Source organism: Marinobacter sp. LM1 (assembly GCF_042763285.1).
GTDB lineage: Bacteria > Pseudomonadota > Gammaproteobacteria > Pseudomonadales > Oleiphilaceae > Marinobacter > Marinobacter nauticus.
The window spans coordinates 2,318,718-2,334,818 of the sequence record NZ_CP114373.1 but is presented as its reverse complement, the minus strand read 5'-3'; the positions used below and the strand labels follow the sequence as shown (position 1 = coordinate 2,334,818).

The 16,101-nt window shown below is 56.9% G+C and carries 18 protein-coding genes and 1 pseudogene; 6 read left to right on the top strand and 13 right to left on the bottom strand.

Annotation, left to right across the window (positions count from 1 at the left end; all coding sequences use genetic code 11):
• Position 1: 1 nt before the first annotated feature.
• The 3 genes from OZ656_RS10950 to OZ656_RS10940 are packed head-to-tail and all read right to left on the bottom strand — an operon-like array spanning position 2 to position 3,778.
• Positions 2-1,588, bottom strand: coding sequence for a dihydrolipoyllysine-residue acetyltransferase (locus OZ656_RS10950; protein ID WP_011784872.1), 1,587 nt, complete (start codon positions 1,586-1,588; stop codon positions 2-4).
• Between the two features lie 26 nt (positions 1,589-1,614).
• Positions 1,615-2,592, bottom strand: coding sequence for an alpha-ketoacid dehydrogenase subunit beta (locus OZ656_RS10945; RefSeq protein ID WP_011784873.1), 978 nt, complete (start codon positions 2,590-2,592; stop codon positions 1,615-1,617).
• Between the two features lies 1 nt (position 2,593).
• Entirely contained in the window at positions 2,594-3,778 is a 1,185-nt protein-coding gene (locus OZ656_RS10940) for a thiamine pyrophosphate-dependent dehydrogenase E1 component subunit alpha (RefSeq protein WP_011784874.1), read from the bottom strand.
• 275 nt (positions 3,779-4,053) lie between these two features.
• On the opposite strand from OZ656_RS10940, the gene OZ656_RS10935 reads away from it, so the two are divergent.
• Both OZ656_RS10935 and OZ656_RS10930 read left to right on the top strand, forming a co-directional pair.
• Positions 4,054-5,517 carry a malate:quinone oxidoreductase gene (locus tag OZ656_RS10935; RefSeq protein WP_011784875.1) on the top strand — a complete coding sequence of 488 codons (1,464 nt, stop codon included), beginning with the start codon at positions 4,054-4,056 and terminating at the stop codon, positions 5,515-5,517.
• Positions 5,518-5,606: 89 nt separating this feature from the next.
• Positions 5,607-6,008: an isoprenylcysteine carboxylmethyltransferase family protein gene (locus OZ656_RS10930; protein ID WP_011784876.1), complete on the top strand. Its 402-nt coding sequence runs from the start codon at positions 5,607-5,609 to the stop codon at positions 6,006-6,008.
• Here the strand turns inward: OZ656_RS10930 and OZ656_RS10925 are convergent.
• Complete coding sequence (locus OZ656_RS10925) at positions 6,005-6,397, bottom strand: pirin-like C-terminal cupin domain-containing protein (protein WP_049756870.1); 393 nt, start codon at positions 6,395-6,397, stop codon at positions 6,005-6,007. The two genes, OZ656_RS10930 and OZ656_RS10925, sit on opposite strands and share 4 nt — an antisense overlap.
• On the bottom strand, positions 6,336-6,533 hold the full coding sequence (locus tag OZ656_RS10920; protein ID WP_236078988.1) for a pirin family protein: 198 nt from the start codon (positions 6,531-6,533) through the stop codon (positions 6,336-6,338). Before OZ656_RS10920 ends, OZ656_RS10925 begins: the two co-directional genes overlap by 62 nt.
• 397 nt (positions 6,534-6,930) lie before the next feature.
• On the opposite strand from OZ656_RS10920, the gene OZ656_RS10915 reads away from it, so the two are divergent.
• The gene (locus OZ656_RS10915) at positions 6,931-7,236 is read left to right on the top strand and encodes a hypothetical protein (RefSeq protein WP_014421613.1); all 306 of its coding nucleotides are present in this window, start codon (positions 6,931-6,933) and stop codon (positions 7,234-7,236) included.
• Positions 7,237-7,838: 602 nt separating this feature from the next.
• Here the strand turns inward: OZ656_RS10915 and OZ656_RS10910 are convergent.
• The 8 genes and pseudogenes from OZ656_RS10910 to merT all read right to left on the bottom strand — a co-directional run bounded on the left by OZ656_RS10910 (position 7,839) and on the right by merT (position 12,873).
• Positions 7,839-8,423 carry a hypothetical protein gene (locus OZ656_RS10910; RefSeq protein ID WP_011784878.1) on the bottom strand — a complete coding sequence of 195 codons (585 nt, stop codon included), beginning with the start codon at positions 8,421-8,423 and terminating at the stop codon, positions 7,839-7,841.
• Complete coding sequence (gene catB, locus OZ656_RS10905; RefSeq protein WP_011784879.1) at positions 8,420-9,055, bottom strand: type B chloramphenicol O-acetyltransferase; 636 nt, start codon at positions 9,053-9,055, stop codon at positions 8,420-8,422. The genes OZ656_RS10910 and catB overlap by 4 nt, the downstream gene beginning before the upstream one ends.
• 459 nt (positions 9,056-9,514) lie before the next feature.
• Positions 9,515-9,844, bottom strand: a pseudogene (locus OZ656_RS10900) (cytochrome c biogenesis CcdA family protein); the annotation flags it as partial.
• A gap of 53 nt (positions 9,845-9,897) precedes the next feature.
• Positions 9,898-10,374, bottom strand: a complete 477-nt coding sequence (locus OZ656_RS10895) for a hypothetical protein (protein WP_011784881.1) — start codon at positions 10,372-10,374, stop codon at positions 9,898-9,900.
• Positions 10,375-10,423: 49 nt separating this feature from the next.
• Complete coding sequence (locus OZ656_RS10890) at positions 10,424-10,879, bottom strand: cytochrome c (protein ID WP_011784882.1); 456 nt, start codon at positions 10,877-10,879, stop codon at positions 10,424-10,426.
• Entirely contained in the window at positions 10,872-12,125 is a 1,254-nt protein-coding gene (locus OZ656_RS10885; protein ID WP_011784883.1) for an FAD-dependent oxidoreductase, read from the bottom strand. Before OZ656_RS10885 ends, OZ656_RS10890 begins: the two co-directional genes overlap by 8 nt.
• 86 nt (positions 12,126-12,211) lie before the next feature.
• Positions 12,212-12,508, bottom strand: a complete 297-nt coding sequence (gene merP, locus OZ656_RS10880; protein WP_011784884.1) for a mercury resistance system periplasmic binding protein MerP — start codon at positions 12,506-12,508, stop codon at positions 12,212-12,214.
• Between the two features lie 14 nt (positions 12,509-12,522).
• Complete coding sequence (gene merT, locus OZ656_RS10875) at positions 12,523-12,873, bottom strand: mercuric ion transporter MerT (RefSeq protein ID WP_011784885.1); 351 nt, start codon at positions 12,871-12,873, stop codon at positions 12,523-12,525.
• A 73-nt stretch (positions 12,874-12,946) separates the two neighbouring features.
• Between merT and merR the strand changes: the two genes are divergently transcribed.
• The 3 genes from merR to OZ656_RS10860 all read left to right on the top strand — a co-directional run bounded on the left by merR (position 12,947) and on the right by OZ656_RS10860 (position 16,089).
• The gene (gene merR / locus OZ656_RS10870; RefSeq protein ID WP_011784886.1) at positions 12,947-13,387 is read left to right on the top strand and encodes an Hg(II)-responsive transcriptional regulator; all 441 of its coding nucleotides are present in this window, start codon (positions 12,947-12,949) and stop codon (positions 13,385-13,387) included.
• A 693-nt stretch (positions 13,388-14,080) separates the two neighbouring features.
• Positions 14,081-14,899: a thiol:disulfide interchange protein DsbG gene (gene dsbG, locus OZ656_RS10865; protein WP_011784888.1), complete on the top strand. Its 819-nt coding sequence runs from the start codon at positions 14,081-14,083 to the stop codon at positions 14,897-14,899.
• A complete protein-coding gene (locus OZ656_RS10860; RefSeq protein WP_011784889.1) occupies positions 14,899-16,089 on the top strand; it encodes a protein-disulfide reductase DsbD in 1,191 nt (396 codons plus the stop codon). The genes dsbG and OZ656_RS10860 overlap by 1 nt, the downstream gene beginning before the upstream one ends.
• The last annotated feature ends 12 nt before the right edge of the window (positions 16,090-16,101 follow it).

Here is a 16,101-nt window from a genome sequence, read left to right as displayed (position 1 = left end):
GTTAGCCCATATGCAACAGCATGGTCTGGGGCGACTCCAGATAGCTCTTCCAGAGGTTGCAGAACCGCGCGATGGTGCCGCCGTCAATAATGCGGTGATCGCCGGCCCAGCTGATCGTCATGATCGCCCGCTCAACCACCTGACCATTGGCATCGAAACGCGGTAGCTTCTGGGTGCGGCCCAGCGCCACAATCGCCACTTCCGGTGCGTTGATGATGGGCGCAGCGTAGGTGCCGCCCAATGCGCCGATATTGGAAATGGTGATGGTGCCGCCTTTGAGATCATCCTGGCTGACACGTCCGGAACGGGCGGCCTCAGTCAACCGGGCGATTTCCTCGGCGATCCCCAGCAGCGTGAGCTGTTCAACGTGCTTGACGTTGGGCACCACCAGGCCAGCTTTGCCATCTACCGCCATGCCAATGTTGCAGTGGGGCAGGTAGTGGATTTCGGTCACGTCCTCGTTTAACTGACTGTTCAATACCGGGTATTCCTGAACAGCCAGAGCCATGGCCTTCATGAAGAATGGCATGAGCGTTAGCCGGGTGCCTTTGGCTTCAGCCTCCGGCTTCAGCTGTTCCCGCAGCATGAGCAAGTCGGTTACATCAATATCCTCACTGTAGATAAAGTGAGGGATGGTGGTTGCCGACTGAACCATCGCCTTGGCCATGGCCGTTTTCATGCCTTTGATCGGTTCCACGCGGACTTGCTGATCACCTTCGGCGTGGCGGCGAGGCGCCGTGCCGGGGTCAACCTGACGTTCGGTGGCGCTGGGCTCTGATTTGGGCTGTTCCAAATGCGCCAGAACATCTGCCTTAAGCACCCGGCCATCCTTGCCGGAACCGGCAATGTCGCCCAGGTTCAGCTCGTGCTCGCGCACCAACCGACGGACCGCCGGGCTTGCTGGAATCCGGGCCCGGGTGCCGGTTGCCACCGGTGTCGCTTTTGTGGGCGCGGCGTCCGCCGACGGCCTGGATTCACTCTTTGGCTGAGGAGCCTCTTCACGATCCCGCGGGATGAAGGCAAACAGCGGTGAATGCACCCGCGCCATGGATTGCTGCTCGTGGTAGAGCTTGGTGATTCGGCCGGCCTTGGGGGCGGTGATCTCAACCATGGCCTTATCGGTCATCACGTCCACCACCGGCTGATCTTCTTCGATTTCGTCGCCCTCGGCGACGCGCCATTCAACCACCTCGCACTCGACAATCCCTTCACCGATGTCGGGCAAAATAAAGTCTTCAGTCGCGTTATCGTCCCCGCTTTGTAAGGGTTCCGCTTTGGCTACAGCTTCCGGGGCAGCATCTACCTGCGGCGACTCTTCAGCGCTTGCTGGTGCCGGCGCCCCGGCCTCGCCACTCTCATCCACCAACTCGAACAGTGGCGCATGCACCTTCGCGATATCGCCTTCCTGGTAATAGAGACGGGTAACCCGGCCCTTGTAGGGGGCAGGAATTTCCACCAGCGCCTTGTCAGTCATCACTTCGGCCACCGGCTGGTCTTCCTCGATGACGTCGCCTTCGGCTACCAGCCATTTGACCAGTTCACATTCCACGATACCTTCGCCGATATCGGGCAGAATAAAATCACTCATGCTTGTTCTCCTGTCCTGATATCCGCCTAGAATTCCACGCTTTCCCTGATGGCCTCGTAGACCTTCAGGTGATTCGGCAGGTGCTCCTTCTCAAGCACCAGCGGGAAGGGGGTGTCCATCCCGGTTACCCGCGCAATGGGAGATTCCAGGTACAGGAAGCAGCGCTCCTGAATGGTCGCTGCAATTTCGCCGGCAAAGCCGCCAGTGAGAGGAGCTTCGTGGGTAATCACAAGGCGCCCGGTTTTGAGCACGGAATTGGCCACGGTTTCCACATCCCAGGGCAGGATCGACCGGAGGTCAATCACCTCGCAGGAAATGCCTTCCTTTTCAGCGCGCTCAACCGCCTGGTCTATCACGTCCATCTGGGCGCCCCAGCCAAGAATGGTCACGTCAGTGCCTTCCTTGGTGATCTCGGCTTCACCCAGAGGCAGGCGATAATCTTCATCTGGCACCTCGCCCACAGACGCGCGGTACAGGCGCTTGGGTTCAAAGAACAGTACCGGGTTGGGGTCGTGGATGGCAGCCAACAGCAAGCCCTTGGCCTGATGGGGGTTGCGGGGCACCACGATTTTGAGGCCCGGGGTATGGGCAAAATAGGCTTCCGGAGATTGCGAATGGTAAAGGCCGCCGGCAATGCCACCACCGTAGGGTGCACGAATGGTCAGACCAGCAACGTTAAAGAGGTTGCCGGAGCGATAGCGGTATTTTGCCGATTCGTTCACGATCTGATCGAAGGCCGGGAAGATGTAGTCGGCAAACTGGATTTCCGCCACCGGCACAGAGCCCTGGGCGGCCAGACCGTTGGCAAAACCGATGATGCCCTGTTCCACCAGCGGTGTGTTGAAACAGCGGGACTTGCCGTATTTCTGTTGAAGATTACTGGTAGCGCGGAACACGCCGCCAAAAACGCCCACGTCTTCACCGAAACACAACACTTTGTCATCGGCCGCCATGGCTGTATCCAGGGCATTGTTGATGGCCTGGAGCATATTCATCTTGGTCATCTCACGCTCCTCCCTTAACGTGTTCGGCGCTCTTTGGGTACTCATCCGGATATCGACGTATGTGAGCCTTCAGTTTCTCAAACTGCTCGGCCAGCATGGGAGGTACTTCGTCGTAGACATCGGTAACCAGAGTTTCGAGGGCTGGTGGCGGACGCTTCTGCGCCCGCTTCATGGTTTCCAGCACTTCCCGGCGCATGTTTTCCTGGAACTGTTTTTCGTCGTCCTCACTCCACCATTTCTTGCTTTCCAGCCACAGGCGCATGCGCAGGATCGGGTCTTTCTCGCGCCATACCGCTTCCTCGTCTTTGCTGCGATAACCGGACGGGTCGTCGGAGGAGGAGTGGGCCGCAAGGCGGTAGCTCATGGCCTCGATCAATACCGGTCGATTGTGTTTGACGGCCAGCTCCCGGGCGGCTCTGGTGGCTTCATACATGGCCAGTACGTCGTTACCGTCTACCCGGATAACGTCCATCTTGTAGCCATAGGCTCTGGGTGCTACGCCGTCGGCTGCGAACTGTTCGGCTGCGGGGGTGGAAATGGCATAACCGTTGTTCCGGCACAGGAAGATGACGGGTACGCGATGGACTGCAGCCATGTTCAGGGCCGCGTGAAAGTCACCCTCGGACGCGGCGCCTTCGCCAAAATAGGTGATGGTGCAGTGGCCGTCTCCCGCCAGCTTCTGGCCATAGGCATAGCCGGTGGCCTGGGGAATCTGGGTGGCCAGGGGCGAAGAGATGGTCATGTAATTCAGCTTTTTCGAGCCGTAGTGCACGGGCATTTGCCGGCCCTTACCGTAATCAAGCTCATTGCCGAAAAGCTGGTTCATGAATTCGTCGATGGAAAAACCGCGGTAGGCGAGGGCGCCTTGCTCCCGGTACTGCGCCATGATCATGTCGTTATCATCCAGCGCGGCGGCGCTGCCGATCACGGCGGCTTCTTCACCGGTACACTGCATGTAGAAGCTCAGACGCCCCTGGCGCTGGGCAGCAAGCATACGCTCATCGAGAATCCGGGTGGTGACCATGGCCCGGTAGATGCGAAGGGCTTTCTCTTTTTCAAGATCCGGCGCTTTGGCGCTCTTATAGAGCTTGCCATCCTGCTTCAGGAGCTTGAACGTGGGAATACGGAATTCCGCACCATCGGTGAACGAGGGGGAATACACAACTTTCGATTTTGTTGTTGTCATAGTCCTCTTCCTGGGGTATTGGCCTGAGGAAACAAAACACGCCTTGTGGGCGTGTCGTTAATGTCATTGTAGACAACCTGGGGAAATCTGATGTGGATCATTCCAGGCTTACCTTTACCTTAACGTAAACTGCATCCATCGGGTAGACCCAGAATGCGGATTTTTATTTAACTGAGCCAAACCGATGAATTTTCCGTGTTGGCCGCAAGCATGCTAACGTCAATACAGGTACTCTATTGAATAGCTTCATTAAACGGACTCTGGTGGGCAGGCATATGAATGTGATCGTGATCGGCGCAGGGATAATGGGAACCACTTTTGCCACCCTGGCGAAGGAACTGGCGCCCGAACTGGATATCACCATTCTGGAGCGACTGGACAGCCCGGGCGCAGGCAACTCCTGGTCTTTCAACAATGCCGGCACGGGCCACGAGGCCAACTGCGAGCTTAACTATACGCCGGTGGATGGCGAGGTAATCTCGGTGGAGAAAGCCTTGAAAATCCATGCCCAGTTCAACGTTGCCAAGCAGTTCTGGGCCTACCTTGTTCGAAAAGGTGCGATAAAAGAGCCCACTAGCTTCATCAACCAGACCCGCCATTGCACCCTGGTCTCCGAGCCGTCCATCGAGGAACTCAAGCTACGCTTCAAGGAAATGTCCGCCCACCACTTTTTTGAGCACATGCGCTTTTCCGAGGAATTTGACGAGATCAAGAGCTGGATTCCCTACACCATGGACGGCCGTCCCCATCACGAGAAAATGGCAGCGACCGTTGTGGAAACGGGAACCGATGTGAATTTTGGTTCCCTGACTGAACAGATGGCGGAATATGCGACGAAGCAGTTGGGCGTAAAAGTCGAGTATGGCGTCCATGTAAAGCGGGTGCACCGAAACCCAGCGGGGAGCTGGTTGGTAGAAACGCAAACCCGGGGCGCTGCCGTTCAGCATCGGGCCGACATACTGTTTGTTGGCGCGGGCGGGGGTGCCTTCCCCATTCTCAAGAAAAGTCATTTACCGTTTGCCCGGAGGTTCACCGGTTTTCCGGTGGGCGGGCGTTTTCTGCAGGCGGAAATTACCGAAGAGCAGGCCCGTCAATACCGCGCAAAAACCTACGGCAAGGCGGAAGTTGGTGCACCTCCAATGTCTGTACCGCATCTGGACCTGCGGGTGGCTGATGGCAGGCATTATTTGCTGTTCGGCCCATTTGCCTCATTCAAGCCCGTTCTGGAAAAAGGGCGCGGATTCATTGATTATCTGAAGGCCATGCGCCTGCACGATATCCCCGGGTTGCTGAGCGTCGCGATAGAGCATTTCGCTCTCGTGAAATACCTGGTTTCTGAGACCTTCAAAGGCGAGAAAAGCATGCTGGAGTCGCTGGAGAAATTCGCTCCGGGCCTGAGCTCCAGGTTTGACTGGAAGCCTATTGAGGCTGGCCAGCGGGTACAGATCATCAAGGATGGGGATCTGCAGATGGGTACAGAGATTATCGTGTCGAAGGATAAAACCTACGGCACAATACTTGGGGCGTCGCCTGGCGCCTCGGTGTCACCTGAGGTGATGCTGCGTGCCCTGGAGCAATTGTTCCCGGCGGTATTTGCTGGAGAGTCCGCCAGATCCAAGCTGAAAGAGATGTTCCCTGAGGACAATCTGGATACACTGATCAGCAATCCGGAGCGGTATCGCGAGATTCGGGACGCCGTAAACTCAGCCTTGGGCATCCAGTCAGAGATACCAGCTTAGCCAAACGTTCTCAGGGACGAACACAAATAGTGAAAGCACTTGAACTCAAGGTTCCACCCGTTGTTCTAGTTATCCTTTTCGGGGCGGCCATGTGGGCTATTTCGAGGCTGTTGCCGTCTGGCTATTTTACCGTTCCGGGCAGGCTGATTCTGTGCACCCTCATGGTCCTGGCTGGCGCAGGTATTGCCCTGGCCGGCGTTCTGGCATTTCGTGCAGCAGGCACCACCGTGGATCCTCGTACGCCCCATCAGTCTGCCAGCCTGGTGGTTGACGGGATTTACCGTTACACCCGCAATCCCATGTACCTCGGATTTCTGCTGATGCTTATTGCGTGGAGCCTGTACTTGGGCAGTGTATTTGCCGCTCTGTTACTGCCTCTGTTCATGCTGTACATGAATCGCTTCCAGATCAAACCCGAGGAACGACACATGCGGGCGTTATTCGGTGACGACTACACCCAGTACGCCTCACGGGTTGGGCGCTGGTTCTAGCCGGATAAGGGAATAAAGTCTTCTTCATCACCGGGTACGGTGGGAAAACGTCGGTTCTGCCAGTCATCCTTGGCCTGTTCGATACACTCCTTACGGCTGGACACAAAATTCCATTCAATAAACCGTCGACCCAGTGGTTCGCCGCCAACAAGGGCGATCCGGGTATCTTCAATCGCCTCAACCGTAACGCCCTCGTGAGCCGCCAAAACGGCCATGGAATATTCAGGCACCTCCGTTCCGCCTGCCCGCAGCTTTCCTTTGGCAACGTACAACCCTCGTTCCTCGGCATCAGGCAGAGTAAGCTTTTGCCCCGGTTTCAGCCATGCCTCAATGTATAGGGTATCGGCAAAGGTCTTGACCGGCGACGCGGCAGCGAAAGCGGTTCCCACGGTGCAGGATTTCACCTTCAAACAGGTAGGTAACGGTCGCAATGCCAATATGGGGGTGAGGGCGCACGTTAATGCCATCCCCGGCCGCAAAATGGGCCGGCCCCATATGATCAAAAAAGATCCATGGCCCGATCATTCTCCGGCCAATTACCGGCAGAACCCGCCTTACCGAAAAGCCCCCGAGGTCACGGTTTCTGGGCTGAAGGAGCTGAACTATGGCGCCACATTCTTCGGTGATGGGGAAATCCATTTCAGTGTCGGGCGCGAGATTGCTCATGGTCAGCTCCGGACTTGAGTTCAATTAAGTGGTGCTCTTGGAGCTTGGTGCCAGCATGGGAAAGTGTCAAATGGGAACGATGGCTATGCCAGAGTTTGGCTTGGCTCAATACTTGTGCCAACAGCTGGCATCGCTATAATTGGCGCCCGCTTTGGTGTGCCCAGGCTGCGAATTTACCGCTCGCCGGCGGCTACGCCAGAAACTGGCACCGGCAGAAGCTCGTGCCACTTGTTGGCATGACGCCTCCAGAGAGTCTATGTACCGCGATTTCAAGACCACCCTTGAGCTCATTACCACTGTGCTGGATAACGCTGATCTGACTTCAGATGAGATCCGAAGACGTTATGCCAACATGCCTGACCGGACATTTAAGCGACACATGGCGATTGCCCGCAAACACGGCGCACAGATGGAATGTGTCTCTGATCCTGCCGGCCGCTATACCTGGATTTGTCGCAACAGAAATCAGATAGAGAGCCGAGTCCGAACCTGGCTGATCTTTGAGCGCGAACGAACACTGGTGGGCGATTCCCAGCTCGACCTTTTGCACCAGTCGCTGTAGTGGCTTTCATTCGCCCGAATGTGGCGCGTGTCGAAATCGCCACCATTGCCTCGATTTTGCTAAGCTTTCAGAGAGCAGGGAGAAGATGCAATGGCCTTCCATAACCCGGATCCAAAAATCCGTGAAATCGAACGTGACAATGCCCGACTACGTGCCGAATTTTTCGCCGAACTGTTTGGCGGTGCGTGGCGTGTGTTTCGCCGGGTTTTGTTGCGCTGTCGGGTCCGCCAGCCGCGCGTTTGTTGCCTGAAAACTGAGTGCGCACCCCACGAAAATTCTGATCAGCGAAGTGCAAGCTGCTCACAGGTACCGCGCTGAGGTTTGCCCGTATACCTGACGAACAACGACGAGATGAGCATTTCATGGCTGCGGCAACTGAAAGTGAGCTTTGGAGTAACCGATATAAGGAGATCGCTCGGGAGGCTTATGTGTTGCTTCGAAACCAAAAACGCACCGTCTCTGGTTCCAAGACGCAAATGAAGCAGCTATAGCTCAGCCGTGGCTTTCGGGCTGAACCTGGCCGCGGATAACAATCTGACCGCTGTATGGGGCCGGTTTTGCTGCATGGTACTCAGCGTCGCGATCCTGAATTTCACCGCGAATCACGATCTGTCCGCTATAGGGGGCGGGCTGAGCCTGCTCCGAGCGGGCCTCATCGGATTTGCGGTCTGCCAGGGTTGCGTTGGCGAGGCTGCCGGGAGAAGCTCGCCGCGCTCCCCGAAGGTGAAGGTGACCTCCAGTGGTTTGGCCGGGCAGCAGAGTGGGTCTTCAGCCGCATAGCTAAACCCGGACAGGACGAGGCCTTTTCCGGTTTCGCGAACGCCAGTGAACAGGCGGTCACCCTTGCCCCCAACGTGACGAACAGAGAGTAAGCGATAGGTCTTGACCGGCGACACGCCAGCAATGCTGTCGTTGATGGCGTACAAGGCAAGGTACTGATTGTTGGTTGCTCCGCCTCCCCAGCCCCCCAGAGTCATGAGCACGGCAACACCGTTGCTGTACCCGGGGCCATTCAGCGATGAGAGGGAGAGGTAAGAGGCACTTTCGGGATAGAAAACCGCCCGCCCATCACTGAGTATGCTTCCCAGCATGCCGGCCTCCTCGGCAAGCTCGTCTGGCAGGGAGGCAGGGTCTGCCAGAGCAAAGCCGCTCCAGAGCAGAAATAGCAGCATTAGAAGGGGATTCATGAACGGACGGACTCCTGCCAATAGTGATACAGATCGCGGATGTTACCAGAGCAGAGTAGTGGCATCGCAGCCTGAATGTCGTCCAGCGGCCAGTCCCACCAGGCCATCTCCAGAAGCCGCGCAATGTCTTCGTCGCAGAAGCGCTGTTTAATAGTTTTCGCTGGGTTGCCGCCCACGATCGTGTAGGGTTCGACATCCCGGGTGATCAGCGCACGGCTTCCAATAACGGCGCCATGACCGATGGTGATGCCGGGCATAATCATTGCCTCTGAGCCGATCCATACATCACTGCCAATCACCGTGTCGCCAGCCCGCTGAAATCCATCCAAGGCACTGGTGAAGGCGGCTTCATCTATCATATAAAAGAACGGAAACGCGGAAACCCAGTCGTGCCGGTGGCCCTGATTGCCTGCCATGATGAATGATGCACCGGAGCCGATGGAACAGAAACTGCCGATAACGAGCCGATCAACGTCATCACGATCAGGCATGAGATACCGGGCGCAATCGTCGAATGAATGGCCATGGTAATAACCGGAATAGTAACTGTATCGCCCGACCCTGATGTTTGGGTTAGTCACCTGGTTTGCGAGAAACTCGCCTTTGAAGGGGCCCTCAAAATGGTTGGTCATGGGGTCTGGAAAGCTCCTGATTCCTTGTGGGTTTCCTGGCTGTGAGGGCTAGCCCATTCTGGTAAGTTTAGCGGGCCCGGGGCAAACAAAGTAGGGGCTGCACTACTCACAGGTTCTATTTCGGAGCCGGAACCCCAGGGTATGCTGGACGATCACACAAGGTGCTAAATTCGTGGTCCGACTTGGCGTTCGGATGAATATCGCTGGAACCGCATGATTGGGAACGCGTAACAGGCATGAGTAGCAGGGGGCGCTATAAACAAAAGCGAACGTTCTAGATCCTCCACTGCGAACCGGTTTTTAATTCAGTCCTGAAGAACAATGAGCCGCTTCAATGGTTCGGCAATGCAAAGCCATTAGTTAACGAAATAGCGGCCCCATTTGTTCATGAAACCTGTTTATACGCAGTATTTGAGCATGAAGCCATGGACCGTTCCCTGTAGTTTGGCTGTAGGAAGCTCAACCAAGCCTTCCGAGAACCGGAAACGTCGACAACATCCACGACGCAAAGAGTGTCATCCGACCGGTGAGCACCATTACTCCCATTACAACGAGCACCAAGCCAGCAAGCGCTCTCAGCAGTCTACTCCAGCGACTGAGCCAGCGTACTCGTTGCCGAAAGTGTTCAATAAACAGGGCGGTTCCGAGAAAAGGAAGAGCCAACCCCAACGAATACGCCGCCAGATACAGCATGCCCGCCTCAGCATTGGCATGCGTGGAGCTGAGCGCCAATATGGCCCCGAGTATGGGGCCTATACAGGGTGTCCAGCCGATGGCAAACGCGGCGCCAATTCCCCAGGTTGCAAGATCAGGAATTTAGTCCCCTAAGTTTTGTAAGTCCGTTAAACTGCCCAGAAATCAAATTTGATACCTTCACTGGAAGGGTCGTTGTCGATGATAACCCTCGACCGCCATAGCATCTTGCCGGTACCGCACTCCGGCAGGGTAATGGTTCCCTGGTAAACACCCTGGGCATTCGGTAGCAGCTGGGTGCGGACCACGCCCATGTACATTTCAAGCCCTTCGAAATCCACGATCAGGGAGTCTGCTGTCATGTTATCGAGACGCACACGAATGGGAATCTCTGTCATCGATTCGATGGCTTCATTACCTAAGCCGACTGTGATGGTTTGATCGCCCTTTCGCCCGATACACTGACCTTCAAAAGGTGCGCATCCCTCGGTGGCGTAAAAAGTGACACCGGCATCCAGATCAGGCTTCAGGTACTGCGGCAACACGAAAATTGCAGCGACCACCAGACTGAAACCGGCTATACCGAATAACCATGACCATTTATTGAAGTGCTGCTTCAACGACATTTTCGAGTTACCGAGATTTAAAGGAGTGTTGTCTGGTATCCGTGAGAAGTCAGGAGGGGCTCTCGGCCTGGTTAATGTCCTGACTTTCGTTCTGTTGATAGCGGCGCTGGTCGTCTGTCCATAGTGTTCTCAGGTACTCGATCACCCACTGAATTTCCTCGTCGGTGAGGGTGTCCTCAAATGCTGGCATAGCCAGCCGATCTGTTTTGTTGAAGGGATGCCGCCATCCCTCGGCAATCATCCTGAACAGCATGGCATCACTGTGGCGCCAGGTGTGGCCGGTCTCATCGTGTGGTGGCGGGGGCATTTCGCCTTTCTCATCCGGTTTGTTCCAGTTGGCCGCACCTTCACCCTGCCATCCGTGGCAGGCGGCGCAGTATTGCTCGTAGATCTGGCGACCCTTGGCCACTTCGGTCGGCAAGCTGTCGCTGTTTGGTGGCGCGCCACCGGCCATCAGAAGGGCCGGGGCAACGAGCAAGACCAGCGGGACAAACCACTTATTCATGAACAGGCACCCATTCGCCAGAGGCGTTCCGCGAAAGCAGGTCTCCGTTTTCCGTGCCCACCACGAGTCCTTCCTTGGGTGAGAATGTCAGAGCGGTGATTGCCTGGGGTATTTCAAGGCCAACCCAGGTTTCGCCGCCGTCAGAACTGTGGTGAAGTTGCCCCTCGATTACGGCGTAGACGTTCTCCGGGGCCGAAGGATCGTAATCAATGGCCGTCACCGCCCCTCGCAATTCGCCGGCATCGCCCCAGAAGCAAAAACAGTCCATGGAACGGGCCACACCACGGGTGGTGCCCGCGAACAGCCAGCCACTTTCCATGCTGCCGGGCATATCCGAGTGCAGGAACGCCTGCACCGGCTCCCGGGGTCCACCGTCAACCTTCACCCATTCGCCACCGCCGTCCCTGGATCGGAACATGCCACCTTCACCAAGATAGGCGTAGAGCGTTTCCGGTTGGGTGGCGTGGGCGGCAATGGCGGTGATTCCGAGATCCGGCAGGGTGTCATTGAGGGAATGCCAGCGCTCGCTAGCATACTCATAGCGCCAGATGCCAAGGCCTGGCCCTGCCAGGTACAGGCGTTCGTCCGCGCCCTTTGCCATGGAACGGGGTTGAGCGCCGGAATCGGACGGTGGCAGCGGGATGTCGGCGGCAGTCTTATCATCAAGAACAAGCAGGCCGCTATCCCGAAGCACCAGCAGGGCGCCGGAGGAGTCAGTCGCCAGCGCTTTCACTGCTTGGGCATCATTCGCAGACTCGGCTTGAACCAGCCCCGGTATCGACGGCTCTGCGGGACGGGCGCCAGTGCCAATAAAGGCGCGATCGAAATGGACGTTCTGCTCGCCGCCCTCGTTCAACTGGACCACCAGGTTATTGGCATCGACAAACCGGGCTTCACCGTTCAGGACCGTGATTGCCGTCTGGTCGCGCAGAATCCCTTCGTACTTGGCGTCGCGCAGTTCCTCGACACGCGTCTGCTGTTGCTGAAGCAGGTTCGCCCGGTCCACCTTCGGTATCTGGGCGCTGACGCCCCCGTCAAATGGGCTCTCCGTGCGCAGATGCGCGATATGCGCGGCACGACTCATGATTTTCGACGGCACGCAGCCGGTATTCACGCAGGTACCACCAATAATGCCGCGCTCGATCAGGGTGATGCGGGCGCCACGCTCCGCGGCCTTCAGGGCAGCCGCCATGGCTGCGCCGCCGCTACCAATCACAGCGATATGCAGGTTTTTGTCACTATTCATTCCGAGTTCCTTGAATTACTGGGGCATTGTCACGGCAGGCGCCGAGTCGCGTGTAACAGAGGGCGCTTGGAGTCCTTTATCACAACTCACTTACTGTCCGTTTCCAGGGATTTCAGGGTGGAGGGATAGCCGACATCGCCCGTTGCCTGGGTTAAGGCTTCCACCGATGTTCGTGTGTCGTCAAAGGTAATCACGGCTTCTCGATCCGGATAGCTCACGTCGACTTGTGAAACACCGTCCACCTTGTTCAAGGCCAGCTTGATGGTAATGGGGCATGCGGAACAGGTCATCCCCGGAACTGAAAGCGTCACTGTCTGCATGGCGGCCCACGAGGGCATGCTGAGCAGGGCGAAAAGCAACGTCATGGCAAAGCGCATTTTCATGGGACAATCTCCTTTCAATAAAACAGAGGAAGGGCATAGGGAAACAACAGGGCGACCAGTATCAGTGCCGTTACTGCCCAAAAGATCACCTTATAAGTCGTTCGCACCCGTGGTACGGCACACACTTCACCGGGTTGACACTGTTCCACTGGCCGGAAGATTCGACGCCAGGCGAAGAACATGGCCACCAATGCAACGCCGATGAAAATCGGGCGGTAAGGTTCAAGAGCCGTGAGGTTGCCCATCCAGGCACCGGAGACACCCAGCGCGACAAGTACCAGCGGTCCGAGACAGCAGGCCGAAGCCAAAAGGCCCGCAATACCTCCCGCAGCCAAGGGGACACGCCCCGATTTGGAATTCGGCATAACGCTGACACCTTTCATGGTTTCATTCGATGAGATAAGATTACTTCCGTAGTCAGCTACGGAGTCAAGGGGTATGCCGGATAAAGCGAATTCATTGACCATCGGTGGCCTGGCTAAGGCTGCCAACGTCCATGTCGAGACAATCCGCTATTACCAGCGGCGACGTCTAGTACCGGAGCCGGAACGTCCTCCAGGTGGTATTAGGCGCTATGGTCCAGCTGATATCGAGCGGTTAATGTTCGTGAAAACGGCTCAGCAGCTGGGCTTCAGTCTTGTCGAAATCAGTGACCTGCTACAACTTGAAGATGGCGCTCACTGCCAGGAGGCCAGCGCTCTGGCCGAGCACAAGTTGCGGGACGTGCGTGAGAAAATCGACCAACTGGGGAGAATCGAGAAGGTACTGGGCGAGATGGTTGAGCAGTGCCATGCCCATCCGTACAATATTACCTGCCCATTGATTGCATCATTGCATGAGGGGGCAGTGGGGGGGAACGATCAACGTGAAAGAACATGATTTTCACTCGACTGAGGGCTCGAGGGAGAGCGGATGTTTTATCCCCGGATAGTCCCCACACCCAAGCTTCTGAGGAACTTATGTGCGCCGCCAACATCTTACTCTGGTAGCCGAATTGGCGGATACGGTGATGGAGCGTGTCTGTTTGCACTTCCGCCAATGTAGGTTAAAGTGGGCGACTATCTTCCCACGCGGAAGATGTTTTAGCTGTTCTGTAATCAGGATATCAGTGCGATGACCACACGGCTTATGGGACTGGCAGTACTACTGCTCGTGGCTCTTCTCCCCGTTGCACAGGGAGTTGCCGCGACCTCTTTTGAAGCGGAACCCATGGCCGAGGCTTGTGTCATGTTGCCAGACACCCAGGTGATGCATGACTGCGCCGGGCTCAATGCCGAGGGCAGCTGCAGTAGCCCGTGTTCAACGTCCCATGTCGGGAAATCTGCAATTAGAGACTCGGTAGTGCTGTTATCTTCCCCCTGCCCGAAAGGCTATTCTTCTCATTCCGGCCGTGTACTTTCTGGCCCAGACCCCTTTCCTCCCAAGTAATCAACAGTCTCCTGAACCTTTGATTACCAGAGGCTTTCGCTTCGAGTGCCTGTCGTTTGGCCTTGCGCGGTAGACCATCACGTAGGCAGCTTTGCTGGTGATTTTATCGACTGATGAATACATGAAAACGGGAACGTATCTGTGATGTCATTCTATCTGGAATACCCGGTGCGCGGCATGACCGTGCTCTGCCATAAGCTTTCGATGGCACTTTTTTTGAGTTTATTCGCTGCCTTGGCCTCGGCGTCACCACCAATGGACCCGGGAATCAAGGCACTGCAGGAGAGAATCGGTTTTACGGTGACTGAACGCTTCTCCACGCCAGCCGAGGGCGTGACCGGCTATGTTGTAAAGACCGGCGACGGGAAAACCGGAATCCTCTATGGTCTCGGTGACCTCACTTTTTCCGGCGCACTTCTGGAGAGTGATGGCAACGATCTGACCAGCGAATATTCCGCTCGTTATATACCGAAGCCGACGTATGCGTCGGTTGCCGAGCAGCTCTCCCGGGACCCCCATCTGGTGAGCGAGGGCGGTAAAGATGCCCCTGAGGTCTATATCTTCGCGGATCCCAACTGCATTTTTTGCCACAAATTCTGGCAGCAAACCAGGGATTGGGTTGCGGAGGGGAAAGTCAGGTTGCACTGGGTCATGGTCGGGTTTCTCAAACCGTCCAGCCTGGGGCTTTCTGCAGCAATCATGAACGCAGAGGATCGAGCCGCGGCGCTCCAGGTGTTTGAGGAAAACTTCGGAAAAAGCGGTGACGGCCGCGGCATTTCTGAACTCACTCCGATCCCGGCCGACCTTCAACAGGCCCTCGAACAACACGGTCAGTGGATGGCCGAGGCGGGTTTCAGCGGGACGCCAGGGCTGCTGTTCAAGGACACGAGCGGACAATGGCGGGGCCAGACTGGTGTGCCCAGCCAGGAAGCGCTCGGCAGGATGCTGGGAGTCACTGAGTAATGGATCAGCTGCCCTCATTACTCATTGCCGGCCAGATCATGATGGCGGTTATGGCAGGTCTACTGCTCAACCTGACGCCCTGTGTTCTGCCCGCGATTCCCATCAAGGTCCGGACCATCCTGCGGGAGGCGGGCGGCCAGAGGTCCCATCGGGTGCTGGCCGCGTTGGCATTCACGGCCGGAACACTCACCTTTTTCCTGACGCTGGGCGGCCTGACCGCACTGCTGCAGTGGAACTGGGGCACGTTGTTCCAGTCAACGCTATTCGTGGCCGTCCTGGTTGCGTTAATGGTCGGGTTTGCGGTGATTACCTGGCTCGATCTGCCCATCCCCGTCCCGACATTCGCCGCCTCGGCGCATGGCCGGCGTTACTTTGAAGCCTATGTATCCGGGCTGTTGAGTGCGATTCTGGCCGCGCCCTGCGCAGGACCATTCCTCGGTGGCGTTCTGGCCTTTGCCGTTACCCAGCCGACACCGGTCATCATGGGGATATTCGGCAGTATCGGGCTGGGGCTGTCGTTGCCCTACGCGGTACTGATGCTCAGGCCCGAGTGGCTGAGCCGGTTGCCCAAGGCGGGCCCCTGGACCCTGGCCATTCGTGAAGTGCTCGCGCTGATATTGCTGGCCGCCGCCGTCTTTTTCAGCGCGAGCCTGGTGCCCAAAGCGGTATACCCCTGGCTGTGGTGGGCCTGGCTGGCGCTGGTGCTGGTCTGGGGTCTCCGTCGTTTCGTTCAGGGGAGCGGTGCCGTTCGCGTGATCACTGCAACGGCGACAGGCCTTGCCCTTGCGGTGACAGTGGTATTCGCATCTCCGTTGGGCAGCGGCGAAGACGAACTTGTCTGGCAGCCCTACTCCGCAGAACTCCTGGCGGACACAAAAGCCCGTGGCACGCCGTATTTGCTGGAGTTCACTGCCGATTGGTGCATCAACTGCAAGGTCCTGGAGCGCACCGTGTATAAAGAGCCCGCTGTGGCTGAAGCCGTAGCGCGGGCCGGCATGGTGCCGATTCAGGTGGATGTGACAGCAAGCGATCCCGAAAAAGACGCATTGTTAACCGCGACGGGTGGGCAAGCTTTGCCTTTTGCGGCGATTTTTGACGCTGACGGCACCGTTGTCGCCCGTTTCACTGGGCTCTTTGATACCGACAGCCTGGTCGAGGCGATCAACCGCACCGAGAATTCACAACCCTAGATACTGGAGATG

Coding starts and splice junctions, on each gene's coding strand:
- OZ656_RS10910 (WP_011784878.1), bottom strand. CDS start 8,423: ATGAATCCCCTTCTAATGCTGCTATTTCTGCTCTGGAGCGGCTTTGCT.
- dsbG (WP_011784888.1), top strand. CDS start 14,081: ATGTCATTCTATCTGGAATACCCGGTGCGCGGCATGACCGTGCTCTGC.
- OZ656_RS10890 (WP_011784882.1), bottom strand. CDS start 10,879: ATGAATAAGTGGTTTGTCCCGCTGGTCTTGCTCGTTGCCCCGGCCCTT.
- OZ656_RS10945 (WP_011784873.1), bottom strand. CDS start 2,592: ATGACCAAGATGAATATGCTCCAGGCCATCAACAATGCCCTGGATACA.
- OZ656_RS10860 (WP_011784889.1), top strand. CDS start 14,899: ATGGATCAGCTGCCCTCATTACTCATTGCCGGCCAGATCATGATGGCG.
- catB (WP_011784879.1), bottom strand. CDS start 9,055: ATGACCAACCATTTTGAGGGCCCCTTCAAAGGCGAGTTTCTCGCAAAC.
- OZ656_RS10940 (WP_011784874.1), bottom strand. CDS start 3,778: ATGACAACAACAAAATCGAAAGTTGTGTATTCCCCCTCGTTCACCGAT.
- merP (WP_011784884.1), bottom strand. CDS start 12,508: ATGAAAATGCGCTTTGCCATGACGTTGCTTTTCGCCCTGCTCAGCATG.
- OZ656_RS10935 (WP_011784875.1), top strand. CDS start 4,054: ATGAATGTGATCGTGATCGGCGCAGGGATAATGGGAACCACTTTTGCC.
- OZ656_RS10895 (WP_011784881.1), bottom strand. CDS start 10,374: ATGTCGTTGAAGCAGCACTTCAATAAATGGTCATGGTTATTCGGTATA.
- OZ656_RS10930 (WP_011784876.1), top strand. CDS start 5,607: ATGTGGGCTATTTCGAGGCTGTTGCCGTCTGGCTATTTTACCGTTCCG.
- OZ656_RS10920 (WP_236078988.1), bottom strand. CDS start 6,533: ATGATCGGGCCATGGATCTTTTTTGATCATATGGGGCCGGCCCATTTT.
- merR (WP_011784886.1), top strand. CDS start 12,947: ATGCCGGATAAAGCGAATTCATTGACCATCGGTGGCCTGGCTAAGGCT.
- OZ656_RS10950 (WP_011784872.1), bottom strand. CDS start 1,588: ATGAGTGATTTTATTCTGCCCGATATCGGCGAAGGTATCGTGGAATGT.
- OZ656_RS10915 (WP_014421613.1), top strand. CDS start 6,931: ATGTACCGCGATTTCAAGACCACCCTTGAGCTCATTACCACTGTGCTG.
- OZ656_RS10885 (WP_011784883.1), bottom strand. CDS start 12,125: ATGAATAGTGACAAAAACCTGCATATCGCTGTGATTGGTAGCGGCGGC.
- merT (WP_011784885.1), bottom strand. CDS start 12,873: ATGCCGAATTCCAAATCGGGGCGTGTCCCCTTGGCTGCGGGAGGTATT.